This window comes from Rathayibacter sp. AY2B3 (genome assembly GCF_002931755.1).
Taxonomy (GTDB): domain Bacteria; phylum Actinomycetota; class Actinomycetes; order Actinomycetales; family Microbacteriaceae; genus Rathayibacter.
Genome location: NZ_PSUG01000013.1, coordinates 61,995 through 77,816 on the forward strand (window position 1 = coordinate 61,995; position 15,822 = coordinate 77,816).

A 15,822-nucleotide genomic window follows, 5' to 3' on the forward strand; every position below is an offset into this window, starting at 1 on the left:
ACGAGAGACGCCGCCGTGCCCAAAGACACGCTGTCCGCCAAGAACCGCGCCCGACAGGAGAAGCTCGAGACCTACAAGCGCGAGCAGGACCGCCGCAAGCGCGGCTCCCGCATCTGGATCTGGTCGCTGTCGGCCCTGGCCGTGCTCGCGGTCGGCGGGATCGTCGCGGTCACCGTCTTCGGCAACCAGCAGATCGTCGAGGCCCGCCAGATCGACGGCCTGCAGACCTTCGACAACGACGCCACCCACGTCGCCGGTGCCGTCGACTACCCGCAGACCCCGCCGGCGGGCGGCCCGCACAACGCCGTGTGGATGAACTGCGGCGTCTACGACGAGCCCGTCCCGAACGAGAACGCGGTGCACGACCTCGAGCACGGCGCCGTCTGGGCCACCTACGACCCCGCGCTCCCGCAGAGCGAGGTCGACGCGCTGATCGCCGCGATGCCCGACACCTACTCCGTCGTCTCGCCCTACGAGGGTCTCGAGTCGCCCATCGTGCTGAGCGCCTGGGACGCCCAGGTCGCGATCGACTCGCCCGAGGACCCGCGCATCGACGCCTTCGTCGAGCGCTTCTGGCAGTCCTCGAGCGCTCCGGAGCCCGGCGCCCCCTGCACCGGAGGGATCGATGCGCCCGGCAAGCAGTAGGGGCCGGATCCTCGTCGCCGCGGTCGCCGTGGTCGCGCTCCTCCTCGGGGCGGCCGGCGGCTACCTCTTCGGCGCGCTCGCCCCGTTCGCCTCCGCCGCGACGCCCTCGAGCGCCAGCGCCGAGGCCGGCTTCGCGCGCGACATGCAGGTGCACCACCTGCAGGGCGCCGAGCTGGCGATGATCGCCCGCGAGCGCAGTGCCGACGACGAGGTCCTCACCGTCTCGAAGGACATCCTGCTCACCCAGCAGCAGCAGGCCGGGCAGCTCTTCGGCTGGCTGAACTCGTGGGGCCTGCCGCAGGCCGCTCCGGAGCCGTCGATGACCTGGATGGGCCGGCCGACCCTGGCCGGAGCCGCCGACGAGCACTCGTCGATGGGGATGGGGACCGAGGACGGCGTCGTGCCCGCGAGCATGCCCGGTCTCGCGACACCGGACCAGATCACCGCCCTCAGCAGCGCGTCCGGCCGCGACTTCGACCGGATGTTCCTCGAGCTGATGATCGCGCACCACCGCGGTGCGATCGACATGGCCGAGGCGCTGCTCGCCCGGAGCCGCGTGACGGTCGCCACCGACTTCGCCTCCTCCGTCGTGAAGGCCCAGGAGGCCGAGATCTCGCTGATGGAGCAGATGCTCGCGGACCGTCCCGCCGCCTGAGCGCGCCGCGCACATCGTCAGCTGAGAGCCGTGCCCCTCCGCCGTCGAGAAAGGGCGGGTGCTCTCCGCTGACGTTCTGCGCCGACTCCGTGTCGGCTGCGGTCGGCCGCGCGGCCGCAGCCGCGACTCAGCCCTGGAGGGCCGACTCCGTCTGCTGCGCGTAGAGCGAGGCGTAGAGGCCGCCGAGGCCGAGCAGCTCGCGGTGGGTGCCCGACTCGACGATCCGGCCGCCCTCCACCACGTGGATAACGTCGGCCGACACGATGGTCGAGAGCCGGTGGGCGATGGCGATGGTGGTGCGGCCGCGGGCGGCGTCGTCGAGTGCGGTCTGCACGATCCGCTCCGAGACGGTGTCGAGGGCGCTGGTCGCCTCGTCGAGGATGAGCACCGCCGGGTCCTTCAGCAGGACGCGGGCGATCGCGAGCCGCTGCTTCTCGCCTCCGGAGAGCCGGTAGCCTCGCTCGCCGACCAGGGTGTCGTAGCCGTCGGGGAACGACGTGATCGTCGCGTGGATGTTCGCGGCGCGCGCGGCCGCCTCCAGCTCCTCCTGCGTCGCGTCCGGGCGGGCGTAGCGGAGGTTGTCGCCGATCGTCGCGTGGAAGAGGTAGGTCTCCTGGCTGACGATGCCGATGTGCGAGACGAGCGACTCCTGCCGCAGCTCGCGCACGTCGGTGCCGGCGAAGCGCACCGCTCCCCCGGCCACGTCGTACAGGCGCGGGACGAGGTAGGAGATGGTGGTCTTGCCCGCGCCCGAGGGACCGACGAAGGCGACGAACTGGCCCGGCTCGATCGCGACCGAGACGTGGTCGAGCGTCGGGCGCGCGTCCTCCGCCTGGTCGGGGTAGCGGAACACCACGTCGTCGAGCTCGACCCGGCCGAGCTCGCCCGAGACCTCGCGTGCATCCGCCCGGTCGGTGATCGCCGGGCGCAGGTCGAGGTACTCGAAGATGCGGGCGAACAGCGCTCCGGCCGTCTGCAGGTCGAGCGCGACGCGCATCAGGCCCAGGAGCGGCCACATCAGGCGCGCCTGCACGGTGGTGAAGGCCACGACGGTCCCGGCGGTCACGGTGGTGCCGCCGAGGATCAGCCAGGCGGCCACGAGGTACACGATCACGGGGATGACGGAGAGGAAGATCTGCACCATCGCGAAGAACCACTGGCCGGACATCTGCTGCCGCACCTGGAGCTCGATCTGCCGGCCGTTCTCGTCGGCGTAGCGCGTCACCTCCGACTCCTGGCGGCCGAAGCTCTTGGCCAGGAGGATGCCCGAGACGCTGAGGGTCTCCTGGGTGATCGCGGTCATCTCCGACAGCGACTCCTGCGTCTTCGTCGCGATGCGCGCCCTCACCTGGCCGACGCGGCGCTGGGCCACGACGAGCACCGGTGTGAGGACGAGGGCGACGATCGTCATCTGCCACGAGAGCAGGAGCATCGCGACGACGGCCGCGATCACGGTGACTGTGTTGCCGAGCACGCTCGAGACGGTGTTCGTGAGCACGTTGGCCACGCCGCCGACGTCGTTGGCGAGGCGCGACTGGATGACGCCGGTGCGGGTGCGGGTGAAGAAGCCGAGCTCCATCGCCTGCAGGTGGCGGAAGAGGCGGATGCGCAGCTCTCCCATGACCGTGTTGCCGACGGTCGCGGTGAGGTAGGTCTGCCAGACGCCGAGGATCGCCGAGAACGCCCAGACCAGCACCATGACGCCGACCAGCTCGAGCAGTACGGGGAGGTTCGGGCGTCCGCCGGGCGGGAAGAGCCCGCGGTCGAAGGCCAGCTGGGTGAGGAGCGGGGGCACCACCGTGAGGGCGGCGCCGACGAGCACGAGGATCACGGTGAGCGTGAGCTTGGGGCGGTGGTCGCGGAAGAGCCCCGCGATGCGCCGGAGCAGGTCGTCGACCTTCGGAGCCGCCGCGTTGATCTCCCGCTGGCTGTCCGGATCGCTGCTCGAGATCCTCCCGCCGCGCGCCCCTCCGCGCATCCCGCCGCCTGCCGCGACGTCACCCATCCTGCTCACGGCTCGACCCTAGCCCCGCCCGCCGTCCCGCTCTCGTCCTTCCGCCCACGGCGAAGTCGTGCAAACCCGCCCCGCGTCCCCCGCGCCGTCCCCAGCCGATCGACCGCGCCGGTCACCTCTCCGCTGCGCGGCCACTCGACCACCACGGAATCCGCCCGATCTCGATGCGTCGCCGCGCGACTGTCCGGCCCTCGTGCAAGGCGGCCGCCGCAGGCGCTGTGCCCTTGGTGGCCGCCGCAGGCGCCACTCCCCCGATGGCCGCCCCCGGCGCTGTGCCCCTGGTAGCCGCCGCAGGCGCCACTCCCCCGATGGCCGCCTCCGGCGCCGTGCCCCTGGTGGCCGCCCCCGGCGCCACCGCACGACGAAGGCCCGGGTTCTGCGCAGCAGGACCCGGGCCTTCGTTCGTGCCCCCCCCTTCCCCCGACGAGCAGTGCTGACGGCCCGCGGGGGTGTCGTGGGCAAGGCGGAGGAGGAGAGCTGTAGCGGAGCTACCGCCGACGACGACAACGCCGCCCACGGCACCCCCGCGGGTCGTCAGCCCTTGGTGGCGCCGGCGAGGAGGCCGCGGACGAAGAACCTCTGGAGGGAGAAGAACACGATGAGCGGCACGATGATCGAGATGAACGCGCCGGCCGTGAGCAGCTCCCACGACTGGCCGTAGGAGCCGGTGAGGTCCTGCAGCGCCTTCGTGATCGGGAGCCCCTGTCCGGAGGTGAAGACCGTCGCGACGAGCAGGTCGTTCCAGACCCAGAGGAACTGGAAGATGCCGAAGGAGGCGATCGCCGGGACCGAGAGCGGGAGGACGATGCGGAAGAAGATCTGGCCGTGGCCGGCTCCGTCCACGCGGGCCGCTTCGATGACCTCGCCGGGGATCTCCGAGATGAAGTTGTGCAGCATGAAGATCGCGAGTGGGAGCGCGAAGATCGTGTGCGCGATCCACACCTTCGCGTACGAGCCGTCCAATCCGTTCACCCCGAGGCCGGGGAGGATGTAGAGCCCTCCGATGCGCAGGCCGTCCGAGAACAGCTGCAGCAGCGGCACGAGCGCCATCTGGATGGGGACGATCTGGAGCGAGAACACGAGGACGAAGAGCGTGTTGCGGCCCTTGAAGTCGATCCAGGCGAACGCGTAGGCCGCGAGGCTGGCGATCGTGATCGGGATCAGCGCCGCGGGCAGCGTGATGACCAGCGAGTTCACGAAGGCCTTGCCCAGCGTCAGGCTGTCGCCCGAGTCGAGCGCGTTCGCGTAGTTGTCGAGGGTGAAGCCGGGGTTGGCGAAGATCGTCCACCAGCCGGTCGTCTTGATGTCGTTGGCGGGGCGGAACGACGAGATGAACAGCCCGAGGGTCGGGACGGTCCAGATGACGGCGATGATCAGCGCGGCGAGCGTGGCACCGCGCGACGTCGTCGCCTTCTTGACCTTGCCGCTGGCCGCCTCGATCCTCGACTCGCCGCGGGCGAGCGCGCGCTCGGTGCTGCGGTCGACCGGAACCTGGATCGGAGTGGGCGTGACGCTCATCGGATCTCCCTCTGCTTGGCGAGCTGGCGGGCGTTGTAGACGACGATCGGGAGCACGAGCAGGAACAGGATGACCGCGAGGGCCGCGCTGTAGCCGCTGCGGGCGCCGAGCTGGAACTGGCGGACCATCTCGAACGCGAGGACCGTGGTGTCGGAGCGGCCGCCGGTCATCGCCGAGACGATGTCGAAGACCTTCAGCGACGCGATCGAGATCGTCGTGAGGACGACCACGATCGAGGAGCGGATGCCGGGCACGGTGACGTTCCAGAAGGACTGCCACGCGCTGGTGCCGTCGAGCGAGGCCGCTTCGAGCTGCTCGGAGGGGACGCCCTTGATCGCGGCGGAGAGCACCGTCATGGCGAATCCGGCCTGGGTCCAGATGAGGACGACGACGAGGAACAGCGTGTTCCACGGCTCGAGTCCCAGCCAGTCGACCGGCGGGGCGCCGAAGGCGGTGAGGATCCCGTTGAGGAGGCCGATCTGCTCGCCCTGGCGGACGTCGTAGAAGAACTTGAAGATGATCGACGCGCCGACGAACGAGATCGCCATCGGCATGAAGACCAGCAGCTTGAAGAACTTCTCGCCGCGGCTCTTGTCGATGAAGACCGCGTAGGCGAGGCCGATGGCGGTCGCCGTGATGGGGGCCAGGAGCACCCAGACCACCGTGTTGAGGAAGGCGGTGATGCCGTCGGGGCTGGTGAAGACCCAGACGAAGTTGTCGATGCCGGCGAATCCGGAGCCGTCGTTCTTCATGAATGCGTTGAAGGCGGTCGTGATCGTCGGGTAGATCAGGCCGATCAGGATGAAGAACGCGGCCGGTGCCATGAAAGCGATGAGCTGGAGTCCGTAGCCCGCGCCTTTGCGGGATCGGAAGTCGAGCAGGAACAGCGCACCGCCGATGACGGCGGCCACCACCGCGACCCAGAGGACCGAGTTGTAGAGGCCGAAGACCAGCAGGAGGACGACCGGCAGGACGACCGTGACCGCGAGCCGGAGGATCGTGTAGCCGGTGCCGCGGCGGGGCGCGATCTCGACGAAGAAGAGGATGAGTGCCACCACGGCCGCGAAGGCCAGGAGGATGAGCGGGATCTGCGCGAGCGGCGGGATTCCCGCCAGCCACTGGAAGAACCCCGAGATGGTGATGGGGGACATGGACGCCCTTTCGAGTGCGACTCTGGACTCAGGAGGGGCCCGGCCCCGGGATCCGTGGATCCGGGGACCGGGCCGTCACAGCTGAGCCGCCACTCGGGAGCGGCGGCTCTGCTCCGCTGCTAGGAGGTGTAGCCGGCCTGGATCTCCTCGAGCGCCTGGTCGGTGCTCGTGCCGTCGATCCAGTCGACCATGCCCTTGAAGAAGCTGTCCGAGCCCACTGCCTTCGGCATGAGGTCGGACGCGTCGAAACGGAACGTGGTGTCCGGGTTCTGGAGGATAGCGATGGAGTCCTTCAGGACGTCGCTGCCCGCGTTGGCCGGGTCGAGACCGGTGTTGGCGGAGATGACGCCTCCGAGGGAGACGCGGCTGTTGGCCCAGTCGGCGCTGGCCAGGTACTCCTGGACCTTCGCGGTGTCGGCGTCGTTCGAGAAGGCGGCGACCATCTCGCCACCACCCGTGACGGCCTGGGCGTCGTCGGCCTTGACCGGCGGGGTGAGGAAGGCCCACACGTCGCCGTCCTCGGCCACGTTGGCGCCGGCCGAGGTCAGGAAGCCCTCGAAGAACGAGGCCTGGTGAGTCAGCGCGCAGGTGCCGTTCGCCATGTTCTGGGCGACGTCGCCGAAGGCGGTGGAGTTGATCGACTTCACGTCGCCGTAGCCGGCGTTGACGAGGGTCGGGTCGAGGAGGATCGATCCGACGGAGTCGAACGCGGACTTGATGGCCGGGTCGGTGAAGGGGGTGTCGCCGGCGACCCAGGAGTCGTAGACGTCGGGGCCGGCCTCGCGGAGGACGGCGTCCTCGATCCAGTCGGTTCCGGGCCAGCCGGAGGCCTCACCGGAGTTGAAGCCCGCGCACCAGGACGGTCCGCCGGTCTTCTCGGCGATCGTCTTGCCGAGCGCCTCCATCTCGTCCCACGTCGTGGGAACGGAGACGCCCCACTCCTTGAACTTGGCCGGCGAGTACCAGATGTAGCCCTTGACGGACGCCATCAGCGGCGCGCCGTACTGGGTGCCGTCGACCTGGCCGTACTTCTGCCAGTCCTCGGACCAGTTCTGCTTGACGTTGGCGAGGGCGCCCTCCGGGAGCTCCTGCACCTTGCCGGAGGCGACGGTGTCGGCGAGCAGACCCGGCTGCGGGAAGATCGCGAGGTCGGGGGTGTCGCCACCCTGGACCTTGATGCCGATCTGCTTCTCGAACTCCTTGTCGCCCGTGTACTTGATCTCGATGTCGTTCTCCTTCTCCCAGTCCGCCCAGGACTGCTCGAGAAGGGTGGCCTCGTCGCCGTTGATGGTGCCGTAGATGTTGACGACGCCGTCGGCGGTGCCGACCGTGCCGGCCGAGCTGCCGCCGCCGGCGTTCGGGTCGTTGGGGTCACTGCTGCTGGAGCAGCCCGCGAGAGCGATGCCGGCCGCTGCCAGAACGGCGACCGGGACGGTGATACGGCGGTGCAGGGATGACCGCATTCTTCCTCCTCATTGAGTGGTGGAACCAGCTGAGCAGGCCGCTCCTCGCCGATCGGGGATCGGGAGGCTGTGGCGGCTCGAAGCGTGTGCCGCGACGACTCGGATGCTGGTGATGGCGATGCCAGGAGGAACTCCGAGCGGATCACCGGATTCGTGTGGGTGGGCTCCCACGGAGGGAAACCTTTCCACAAGAACGATGAAAGCACAACGCCGGTGATAGAGCGCTCTCTGAGATAACGATTCGGCGTCAGAACAGCGATCGCGGCGGCGGGGCCGGATGGAGATCGATCTCGGCGCGACGTCCGGCCGCCGGGCGGGGTATAACTTCCTGGAACCGTTTCCAGCATCGACGCCGGACGGTCGGGAGGAACGCCGTGCCAGGCATCGAAGAGGTGGCCGAGCTCGCAGGAGTGTCGAAGGCGACGGTATCGCGCGCGCTCAGCGGTCGGGGCTACGTCTCGGCGGGGACGAAGCAGCGCGTCGAGCGCGCCGCGACGAGCCTGGGCTACGTCGTCTCCGCCAACGCGTCCAGCCTCGTCACCGGCCGCAGCAACAACATCGCCGTGATCATCCCGATCATCAACCAGTGGTTCTTCGCCGGGATCATCGAGGGCATCGAGCGCGCCCTGCTCGCCGCCGGGTACGACCTGCTCCTCTACAACATCGACAAGCACCTCGACGCCCGCCGGAGCGTGTTCGAGTACTACCTCGTCCGCAAGCGCGTCGACGCGATCGTCGCCGTCACCCTCGAGATCTCGCCGCACGAGACGGAGGCGCTCCTCGCCCTGGGCAAGCCGATCGTCGGCATCGGCGGCGAGCTCCCCGGCATCCCCACCTTCAGCATCGACGACGTCGCCGCCTCCCGCCTCGCCACGGAGCACCTCCTCTCCCTCGGCCACGAGCGGGTCGTCCACATCGGCGGGCTCGCGGAGGAGGAGATGGACTTCCACGTCCACACGCAGCGCCGCGACGGCTTCCGTCAGGCGCTCGCGGCCGCCGGCGTCGAGCCCGGCGCGCAGGACATCGTGCCCACGACCTTCGACATCCCCGGCGGGCACAGCGCCGGACGGCAGGTCCTCGGCGATCCGCGGACCCGGCCGACGGCCATCTTCGCCGCCTCTGACGAGATCGCGATCGGGATCATCCTCGCGGCGCGCGAGCTCGGCCTCTCGGTGCCCGAGGACGTCTCCGTCATCGGGATCGACGACCACCCCCTCGCCGAGCTCTTCGGTCTCAGCTCGATCCGCCAGGACCCGCGCCAGCAGGGCGAGCTCGCGGTCGCGCTGGTGCTGGACGCGCTGGCCGCCCTCGGCCGCGGCGAGCCCCCTCCCCCGGCCCGCCACACGCTGATCCCCGCCTCGCTGGTGATCCGCACCAGCACCTCGGCGCCGCGGGGGGCGAGAATCGGAGCATGAGCGACTCCGACACCCCCACTGTCCGCGACGTCCCCGAGCGGTCCCGCTTCGTGATCGAGGTCGGCGGCACGCCGGCCGGCTTCGCCGCGTACACCCGTCAGGGCGACGAGGTGGTGCTCACCCACACCGTCGTCGACGACGGCTGGGAGGGCCACGGCCTCGGGAGCATCCTCGCGCGGGCCGCGGTCACCGCGATCACGGAGGCGGGCGGCACGGTCGTCCCGCGCTGCCCCTTCGTCGCGGCCTGGCTGCGCAAGCACCCCGACGTCGACGCCCGGGTCCGCTGGCCCGAGGACTGACTCACTCCGGGGGCGTCCTGCTCCCGATCTCCTGGAGCGCCCAGGTGTTTCCGTCCGGATCGGCGAAGTACGCGTACTGCACGCCGCCCAGGTCCTGGACCTCGCTGATCTCGAGTGAGCGGTCGACGAGCTCCGCGCGAGCGGCGGCGATGTCGTCGACGACGAGGTGGAGCGAGCGGACGACGCCCTCCTCCGGACCGGGCCCCATCCCGCTGCCGACCACGATCGAGCAGGCCGAGCCGGGCGGGGTGAGCTGGACCACGCGCATCACCGCGGAGGGCCGCACGTCGTGGTCGAGGTGGAAGCCCATCACCTCCGTGTAGAAGGCGACCGCGCGGTCGACGTCGCTGACGGGGAGGGGGACGAGCTCGAGTCGCATCTGCACGCGACCAGTGTGCCGCGCAGCAGAACCGTGCGGGAGGGGGGTCAGTCGCGCGGGCCGACGACGAGGCGCTCGTGCATGATCTCGACGGCCCGCTCGAGGACGCGGCGGTCCTCCGGGGTCAGATCGGCGAAGATCGGCGTCAGCGCGTCGCCGAGGTCCGTCCGCCAGGCGTGCAGCGCGTCCGCGCCGGCAGGAGCGAGGCGGATCTGCCAGGCGCGCGCGTCGAGGGGATCGGCGATGCGGTCGAGCCAGCCGGTCTCGACGAGGTTCTTCACGATCTTGGTCATCGTGGGCTGCGAGACGCGGCTCTGAGAGGCGAGCTCCCCCAGGCGCATCGGTCCCATCGAGAGGAGCACCGAGAGCGTGCGCCACACGGCCTGCGACTCCTGGTTGCCGGTCGCCTGGGCGGCGAGGCGGGTGATCCGGTGCGTCACCGAGACGAAGTCGCTCAGGAGCTCGCTGAGCGAGACCTCGCTGGGCGGGACGTCGCGGGCGGGGAGCCCGGCGAGCAGATCGTGAGCAGTCACGCTCCGATCCTAGGGGCGCGCGCCTCCGTCGGGCGGGAACGACGAAGGGCGCCGCCTCCGAGGAGACGACGCCCTGCGTCTGCAGGCGTGCCTGCGTCACCCTGACGAGCGACCGGCCGGAGCCGGCACCCGCGACGGGTGAGGGGGACTACTTGACGGTGACGGTCGCGCCGGCGCCCTCGAGCTGAGCCTTGGCCTTCTCGGCGGTCTCCTTGTTGACGGCCTCGAGGACCGCCTTGGGGGCACCGTCGACGAGCGCCTTCGCCTCACCGAGGCCGAGGCTGGTGAGGGCGCGCACCTCCTTGATGACCTGGATCTTCTTCTCGCCGGCGGCCTCGAGCACGACGTCGAACTCGGTCTGCTCCTCGACCTCTTCGGCGGGGGCGGCCGGGCCGGCCACACCGGCGGCGGCGACGGGCGCCGCAGCGGTGACCTCGAAGACCTCTTCGAACTTCTTGACGAACTCCGAGAGCTCGATGAGCGTGAGCTCCTTGAAGGCCTCGATGAGCTCGTCCTGCGTGAGCTTTGCCATGATTTTTCTCCTTGTTTTTCTTTGTCTACGAACCGCGCGCGCACTGCTTCCCGGGAGGGGAAGACGTCAGCTCGCGGACTCCTGCTTCTCGCGCAGCGCCTCGACCGTGCGAACGGCCTTCGAGAGCGGAGCGTTGAACAGATATGCGGCACCGAACAGCGAGGCCTTGAAGGCGCCGGCGAGCTTGCCGAGCAGAACTTCGCGGGACTCGAGGTCGGCGAGCTTGCCCACCTCTTCTGCGGTCAGCGGGTTACCGTCGAAGTAACCGCCCTTGACCACGAGGAGAGGGTTTGCCTTGGCGAAGGCACGCAGCGACTTCGCGACGGCGACAGGGTCGCCGTGCACGAACGCGATGGCCGAGGGGCCAGCGAGCTCGTCGTCGAAGGACGAGATACCGGCGTTGTTCGCCGCGATCTTGGTCAGCGTGTTCTTCACCACGGCGTAGGTTGCGTGCTCACTGATGTCTTTGCGCAGCGTCTTGAGCTGAGCAACAGTGAGACCGCGGTACTCGGTCAGCAGAACGGCCGTCGAGCTCTGGAACTTCTCCGTGAGTTCGGCAACCGAGGCTTCCTTGTTCGCCATGGCTACTCCTGTGAATTCTCGTGCCGGTAGCCCGAAGGCAGGCAAAGAAAAAAGCTCCGGCACAGGGGCGCGGAGCTTCGGGATCGCGGTGAGGCGGAACTGAACTCGTGCACCTGCGCGGGCAATTCGCTTCGCGAATCCTTCGTCCGGTGGCGATCCGCGGGGCCGGGGCCCTGCTCGTGCGCACACCGGAAACCGGCGGTCTTTGGCTACGGGAAGCGTACGTCATCGCGGCGCGCGGGCGCAAGTCGAGGAGGAGGGCCCTCCCGCGGGATGCTGGAGGCATGACCGGCCCGACCCCCGACTCCGCCCGCGACGTCGACTCCGCGATCGCCTCGGTGGAGGGCGAGCTCAGCACCCTCTTCAACCGCGTGCGGGCGGCGATGCGCTCCTACGCCGAGCGGCTCCACCCGGAGCTGACGCCGCTGGGCTACAAGACGATCTCGGCGCTCGAGCGCCGGGGGCCCGTGCACTCCGGCGTGCTGGCCGAGCTTCTCGAGATGGACAAGTCGGCGCTCAGCCGCCAGATCACGGCGCTCGACCGCCTCGGCTTCCTCGAGCGCACCCCCGACCCCCAGGACGGACGCGCCACGATCCTCTCGGTGACTCGAGCGACCGCCGCGCGGCTGCGCGAGATCCGCAGCTCGAACCAGGCGCTGATGCACGAGGAGCTGCGCAGCTGGGCGCTCGCCGACGTCGAGCTCTTCGCCTCTCTCCTGCACAGGATCAACGACCTGGACCTCTGACGCTTAGCACCCCCTCCGTTCGGGGACAATCGCCGGACGCCGCCCGCTCGACTGCGTAGTTTCGGAGGCGATGGACCAGCACTCCTCCTCTCTCCTCCCCCCTGGCGTCGACGGCGCACTCGCCTTCGCGCGCGCTCTGAGCACGGACGCGCCTCGGCCCGGCACCGGTCGCACCGCCGAGCTGCACGGGCTCCTCGAGCGCCTGGCCCGGCACGACCTCGGCGTCGCGCGCGCGGTGGAGCCGCACCTCGACGCTCTCGCGATCCTCGGCGAGGCGGAGCTGGACCCGTCCGGACTCGGAGTCTCCGCCGACGCCGCCTGGGGGGTCTTCGCGGCCGAGGGCGGCGGGGATCCTCTGGTCGCCCGCGAGAGCGACGGCGACTGGCTGCTCGACGGAGTGAAGCCCTGGTGCTCGCTGGCCGACCGCCTCGACGCCGCCCTCGTCACCGCGCACGTCGGGGACGCCTCCGGCGAGCGCCGCCTCTTCGCCGTGGCGCTGCGCGACGGGACGGCGACGCCGGAGCAGAACGCCTGGCACGCGCGCGGGCTGACGGAGGTCCCCAGCGGACCGGTCCGCTTCTCCGACGCCCGGGCCGTTCCCGTGGGCGACTCCGGCTGGTACCTCTCCCGGCCCGGCTTCGCCTGGGGCGGCATCGGCGTCGCCGCCTGCTGGCACGGCGGAGCCCTCGGAGTCGCGGCGGCCGTCGCGGCTGCGGCCGCCCGGCGCGAGGACCCGCACCTCCTGGCCCACCTCGGAGCGATCGACACGGCGCTCTCCGCGTCGCGCCGGGCACTGGACGAGGCCGCCGCGGCGATCGACGCGGGCGAGGCCGACGGACCCCGGGGCTCGCTGCTCGCCAAGCGCGTGCGGGCGAGCGTCGCCGGGGCGGTGGAGGAGATCCTGCTCCGCGCCGGACGCGCGCTCGGCCCGGCTCCGCTCGCCCTCGACGCCGAGCACGCCAAGCGGGTCGCCGACCTCGCGCTCTACGTCCGCCAGCACCACGCCGAGCGCGACGACGCCGCTCTCGGCCGCGCCGTGCTCGCCTCGGGCGAGGCGGCCTCCTGGTGAGTCGGCCCTTCGACGGGCGCCTCGAGGGCACTCCTCTCGAGCGCTGGAGCGCGGACGGCCGCCGCGACCGCCTCCCGGAGCTGACCCTGCCCGAGGAGATCCGGCGCGTCCTGGTCGTCGTCGCGCACGCCGACGACGAGACCCTCGGCTGCGGCGGCACCATCGCACTCGCGCGCCGGCGCGGGATCGCGGTGGACGTCGTCGTCGTGACCGACGGAGCCGCGGCCCACGGCGAGCGGGACGCGGACCTGGCCGCAGAGCGCCGGCGGGAGGCCGCGGACGCCCTGGCGGAGCTGGGCCCCGGGATCGGGCTCGCCTTCCTCGACGTGCCGGACTCCGCGACCCCGGACCACCGCGAGCGCATCGCGCACGAGGTGCGCGAGCGGGCGGCCGGCGCCTCCGGGACCGTCCTCCTCCTCTCCACCTGGACCGGGGACGGGCACCGCGACCACCGCGTGGTCGGCGAGGTCTGCGCGGAGGTCGCGCACGAGCTCGGGCAGCCGCTGCTCGCCGCGCCGATCTGGCTGTGGCACTGGGCGGACCCGGAGGACCCCGAGGTGCCGTGGGGCGACCTCGTGCGCCTGCCGCTCGACGACGAGCTGCTCGAGCGCACCCGCCGCGCCCGCTCCCGGTATCCGAGCCAGACCCGCCCCGGGCCCGACGGGACCGGCCCGGTGCTCCACCCGCTCTTCCTGCGCACCTTCGCCGGGGACGACCGGCTGGTGAGGATCGCATGAGCTACTTCGACGAGCTGTACGCCCGCCACGAGGACCCGTGGGGGTACACGAGCCGCTGGTACGAGCAGCGCAAGCGCGCCCTGACCCTCGCGAGCCTGCCGGAGCAGCGCTACGGCTCGGTGCTGGAGATCGGCGCCTCGATCGGCGTGCTGGCTGAGGCGCTGGCCGTCCGGGCCGACCGACTGCTGGCGATCGACGTCTCGAGCGCCGCCGTCGAGCGCGCCGCCCGCCGCCTCGCTCCGCTCGAGCACGTGCGGGTCGAGCACCACGACATCACCCGCGGCGTGCCGGAGGGTCCGTTCGACCTGGTCGTGCTCTCGGAGGTCGGCTACTACCTCGGCGACGACCTCCCCGGCGTGCTGCGCAGCATCCGCGACGCCCTCGCCCCCGCGGGCGAGCTCGTCACCGTGCACTGGCGGCACCCGATCGAGGGTCTCGCGCTCGACGGCGACGCCGTGCAGTCCGCCGTGGCGGACCTGGGCCTGCACTGCCTCGCCCGCCACGAGGAGGAGGACGTCCTGCTCGAGGTCCACGCCCGCGACTCCCGCTCGGTCGCCCGCCGGACGGGGCTGGTGTGAGCCGGCTCGCGCAGGTGCTGGTCGTCGTTCCCGCGCGCGACGAGGAGGAGCGGATCGGCAGCCTGATCGCCTCCGTTCAGGCGAGCGCGACCCACCTCGCCCACCGGGCGCCCGGCATCGGGATGCGCCTCGTGGTCGCCGCGGACGGCTGCTCCGACGCGACCGTCGGGCGGGCCCGTGCCGCCGGCGCCGAGGTGCTGGAGCTCGCCCGCTGCGGAGTCGGCGCCGCCCGCTCCGCCGGGATCGCGCACGCCCTCTCCTCCGTCACCGCTCCGCTCGAGCAGGTGTGGATCGCCAACACCGACGCCGACACCGTGGTCCCCCGCGACTGGCTGGCCGCCCACGTCGAGCACGCCCGACGGCACGACGCGCTGCTCGGCACGGTCCGGCCCGACCCGGCCGACCTCTCCCCCGGCGCCTATTCGCGCTGGCGCGACGTCCGCGCGCGGGAGGAGTCGATCGGCAGCATCCACGGCGCGAACCTCGGCGTCCGCGCGAGCGCGTACCTCGCCGCGGGCGGGTTCGGGCAGGAGCCGCTGCACGAGGACGTCCTGCTCGTCGACCGGCTGCGCGCGAGCGGCGCCCGGGTCGGAGCGACGGACCACGGCGAGGTGGTCACCTCCGGCCGCCGCGACAACCGGGTCGAGGGCGGCTACGGCCGCTACCTCCACGACCGCTTCCCGGCCGAGACGTCTCCGGCCTGCAGCTGAATCGGGTACACGCGCACGCGGAACACGATGCGAGGGGTCCCTGTCAATGGTCGGGCCGCGGTTTGTCACGGATCGCACAGGAGAGTCAAATGGGTGTCGAGCACGACCCGGTGCTCTCCGATGGAAGGGTCACCGCATGAACCCCCGCCTCGTCCTGCTGGCACTGGTCGCCTTCACCGCCTACGTGTTCGGCTCCCGCGCCGGTCGTGGCCGCTACGAAGAGCTGCGCCACCTCGCACTCGGCGTGTGGAACGACCCGGCCACCAAGAAGACCCGCAAGAAGCTCAAGAAGACCTCCAAGCGCGAGGCCAAGCAGCTCACCGCCATCGCGAGCAAGGCCCGCGACAAGGTGCAGCGCCGCCTCCGCTGACCCCCGCTTCCACGACTCACAGGACACCGGCCCGCCGGTGTCTCCGCTCGCATCGGAACGGCCGATCGGGCACGAACTGAAGGAGAAACATCATGGGCATCATCAGCTGGATCATCCTCGGCCTCATCGCCGGGGCGCTCGCCAAGCTCATCCTCCCGGGCAAGCAGGGCGGCGGATGGATCATCACGATCGTCCTCGGCATCGTGGGCGCGCTTCTCGGCGGCTTCCTCAGCACGCTGTTCGGCATCCAGGACGCCGTCAACGGCATCAACATCGTGAGCATCATCGTCTCCGTCGTCGGTGCGATCGTCGTCCTCCTCATCTACGGCGCGATCGTCGGCCGCAAGTCCCGCGCATAAGTCGCGCTCCCCGAAGGCCCCCGGCATCCGTGCCGGGGGCCTTCGTCTTTCCCTCCCCCCTCCCTCC

General features: G+C 71.0%; 19 protein-coding genes. 11 read left to right on the forward strand and 8 right to left on the reverse strand.

The features are described from left to right. The first annotated feature begins 15 nt into the window (after positions 1–15). Both C5C24_RS06260 and C5C24_RS06265 read left to right on the forward strand, forming a co-directional pair. Complete coding sequence (locus C5C24_RS06260) at positions 16–645, forward strand: DUF3105 domain-containing protein (RefSeq protein ID WP_258065064.1); 630 nt, start codon at positions 16–18, stop codon at positions 643–645. Continuing rightward, positions 626–1,300: a DUF305 domain-containing protein gene (locus C5C24_RS06265; RefSeq protein ID WP_104276737.1), complete on the forward strand. Its 675-nt coding sequence runs from the start codon at positions 626–628 to the stop codon at positions 1,298–1,300. Before C5C24_RS06260 ends, C5C24_RS06265 begins: the two co-directional genes overlap by 20 nt. A gap of 127 nt (positions 1,301–1,427) precedes the next feature. Here the strand turns inward: C5C24_RS06265 and C5C24_RS06270 are convergent, their stop codons facing one another. From C5C24_RS06270 to C5C24_RS06285, 4 genes are all read right to left on the reverse strand, one after another. Beyond that, complete coding sequence (locus tag C5C24_RS06270) at positions 1,428–3,305, reverse strand: ABC transporter ATP-binding protein (RefSeq protein WP_104247708.1); 1,878 nt, start codon at positions 3,303–3,305, stop codon at positions 1,428–1,430. A gap of 543 nt (positions 3,306–3,848) precedes the next feature. Next, on the reverse strand, positions 3,849–4,832 hold the full coding sequence (locus C5C24_RS06275; protein WP_104276738.1) for a carbohydrate ABC transporter permease: 984 nt from the start codon (positions 4,830–4,832) through the stop codon (positions 3,849–3,851). Next, entirely contained in the window at positions 4,829–5,983 is a 1,155-nt protein-coding gene (locus C5C24_RS06280) for a carbohydrate ABC transporter permease (RefSeq protein WP_181110114.1), read from the reverse strand. The genes C5C24_RS06275 and C5C24_RS06280 overlap by 4 nt, the downstream gene beginning before the upstream one ends. Before the next feature lie 119 nt (positions 5,984–6,102). After that, on the reverse strand, positions 6,103–7,446 hold the full coding sequence (locus C5C24_RS06285; RefSeq protein ID WP_104276739.1) for an ABC transporter substrate-binding protein: 1,344 nt from the start codon (positions 7,444–7,446) through the stop codon (positions 6,103–6,105). Positions 7,447–7,820: 374 nt separating this feature from the next. On the opposite strand from C5C24_RS06285, the gene C5C24_RS06290 reads away from it, so the two are divergent. Next, a complete protein-coding gene (locus tag C5C24_RS06290) occupies positions 7,821–8,861 on the forward strand; it encodes a LacI family DNA-binding transcriptional regulator (RefSeq protein ID WP_104281771.1) in 1,041 nt (346 codons plus the stop codon). Then, complete coding sequence (locus C5C24_RS06295; protein WP_104276740.1) at positions 8,858–9,160, forward strand: GNAT family N-acetyltransferase; 303 nt, start codon at positions 8,858–8,860, stop codon at positions 9,158–9,160. Before C5C24_RS06290 ends, C5C24_RS06295 begins: the two co-directional genes overlap by 4 nt. Position 9,161: 1 nt before the next feature. On the opposite strand, the gene C5C24_RS06300 is transcribed toward C5C24_RS06295, so the two are convergent. The 4 genes from C5C24_RS06300 to rplJ form a co-directional block, all read right to left on the reverse strand. After that, entirely contained in the window at positions 9,162–9,545 is a 384-nt protein-coding gene (locus C5C24_RS06300) for a VOC family protein (protein ID WP_219812841.1), read from the reverse strand. Between the two features lie 41 nt (positions 9,546–9,586). After that, a complete protein-coding gene (locus C5C24_RS06305; protein WP_258065065.1) occupies positions 9,587–10,072 on the reverse strand; it encodes a MarR family winged helix-turn-helix transcriptional regulator in 486 nt (161 codons plus the stop codon). A gap of 148 nt (positions 10,073–10,220) precedes the next feature. Then, the gene (gene rplL / locus C5C24_RS06310) at positions 10,221–10,604 is read right to left on the reverse strand and encodes a 50S ribosomal protein L7/L12 (protein ID WP_104224335.1); all 384 of its coding nucleotides are present in this window, start codon (positions 10,602–10,604) and stop codon (positions 10,221–10,223) included. Between the two features lie 66 nt (positions 10,605–10,670). Next, on the reverse strand, positions 10,671–11,186 hold the full coding sequence (gene rplJ / locus C5C24_RS06315) for a 50S ribosomal protein L10 (RefSeq protein ID WP_055791018.1): 516 nt from the start codon (positions 11,184–11,186) through the stop codon (positions 10,671–10,673). A gap of 284 nt (positions 11,187–11,470) precedes the next feature. On the opposite strand from rplJ, the gene C5C24_RS06320 reads away from it, so the two are divergent. The 7 genes from C5C24_RS06320 (at position 11,471) to C5C24_RS06350 (ending at position 15,755) form a co-directional block, all read left to right on the forward strand. Continuing rightward, entirely contained in the window at positions 11,471–11,932 is a 462-nt protein-coding gene (locus tag C5C24_RS06320; RefSeq protein ID WP_104276741.1) for a MarR family winged helix-turn-helix transcriptional regulator, read from the forward strand. A gap of 70 nt (positions 11,933–12,002) precedes the next feature. Then, positions 12,003–13,001, forward strand: coding sequence for an acyl-CoA/acyl-ACP dehydrogenase (locus C5C24_RS06325; protein ID WP_104304559.1), 999 nt, complete (start codon positions 12,003–12,005; stop codon positions 12,999–13,001). Beyond that, complete coding sequence (locus C5C24_RS06330; RefSeq protein WP_181135490.1) at positions 12,998–13,738, forward strand: PIG-L deacetylase family protein; 741 nt, start codon at positions 12,998–13,000, stop codon at positions 13,736–13,738. Before C5C24_RS06325 ends, C5C24_RS06330 begins: the two co-directional genes overlap by 4 nt. Then, positions 13,735–14,316 carry a class I SAM-dependent methyltransferase gene (locus C5C24_RS06335; RefSeq protein WP_104304560.1) on the forward strand — a complete coding sequence of 194 codons (582 nt, stop codon included), beginning with the start codon at positions 13,735–13,737 and terminating at the stop codon, positions 14,314–14,316. The genes C5C24_RS06330 and C5C24_RS06335 overlap by 4 nt, the downstream gene beginning before the upstream one ends. After that, positions 14,313–15,026 (forward strand): glycosyltransferase family 2 protein, encoded by a 714-nt coding sequence (locus tag C5C24_RS06340; protein ID WP_104276744.1) that lies wholly within the window; start codon positions 14,313–14,315, stop codon positions 15,024–15,026. The genes C5C24_RS06335 and C5C24_RS06340 overlap by 4 nt, the downstream gene beginning before the upstream one ends. Before the next feature lie 136 nt (positions 15,027–15,162). Further along, positions 15,163–15,396, forward strand: a complete 234-nt coding sequence (locus C5C24_RS06345) for a hypothetical protein (RefSeq protein ID WP_104227476.1) — start codon at positions 15,163–15,165, stop codon at positions 15,394–15,396. Between the two features lie 92 nt (positions 15,397–15,488). Further along, positions 15,489–15,755 carry a GlsB/YeaQ/YmgE family stress response membrane protein gene (locus C5C24_RS06350; RefSeq protein ID WP_104224330.1) on the forward strand — a complete coding sequence of 89 codons (267 nt, stop codon included), beginning with the start codon at positions 15,489–15,491 and terminating at the stop codon, positions 15,753–15,755. Positions 15,756–15,822: the final 67 nt, after the last annotated feature.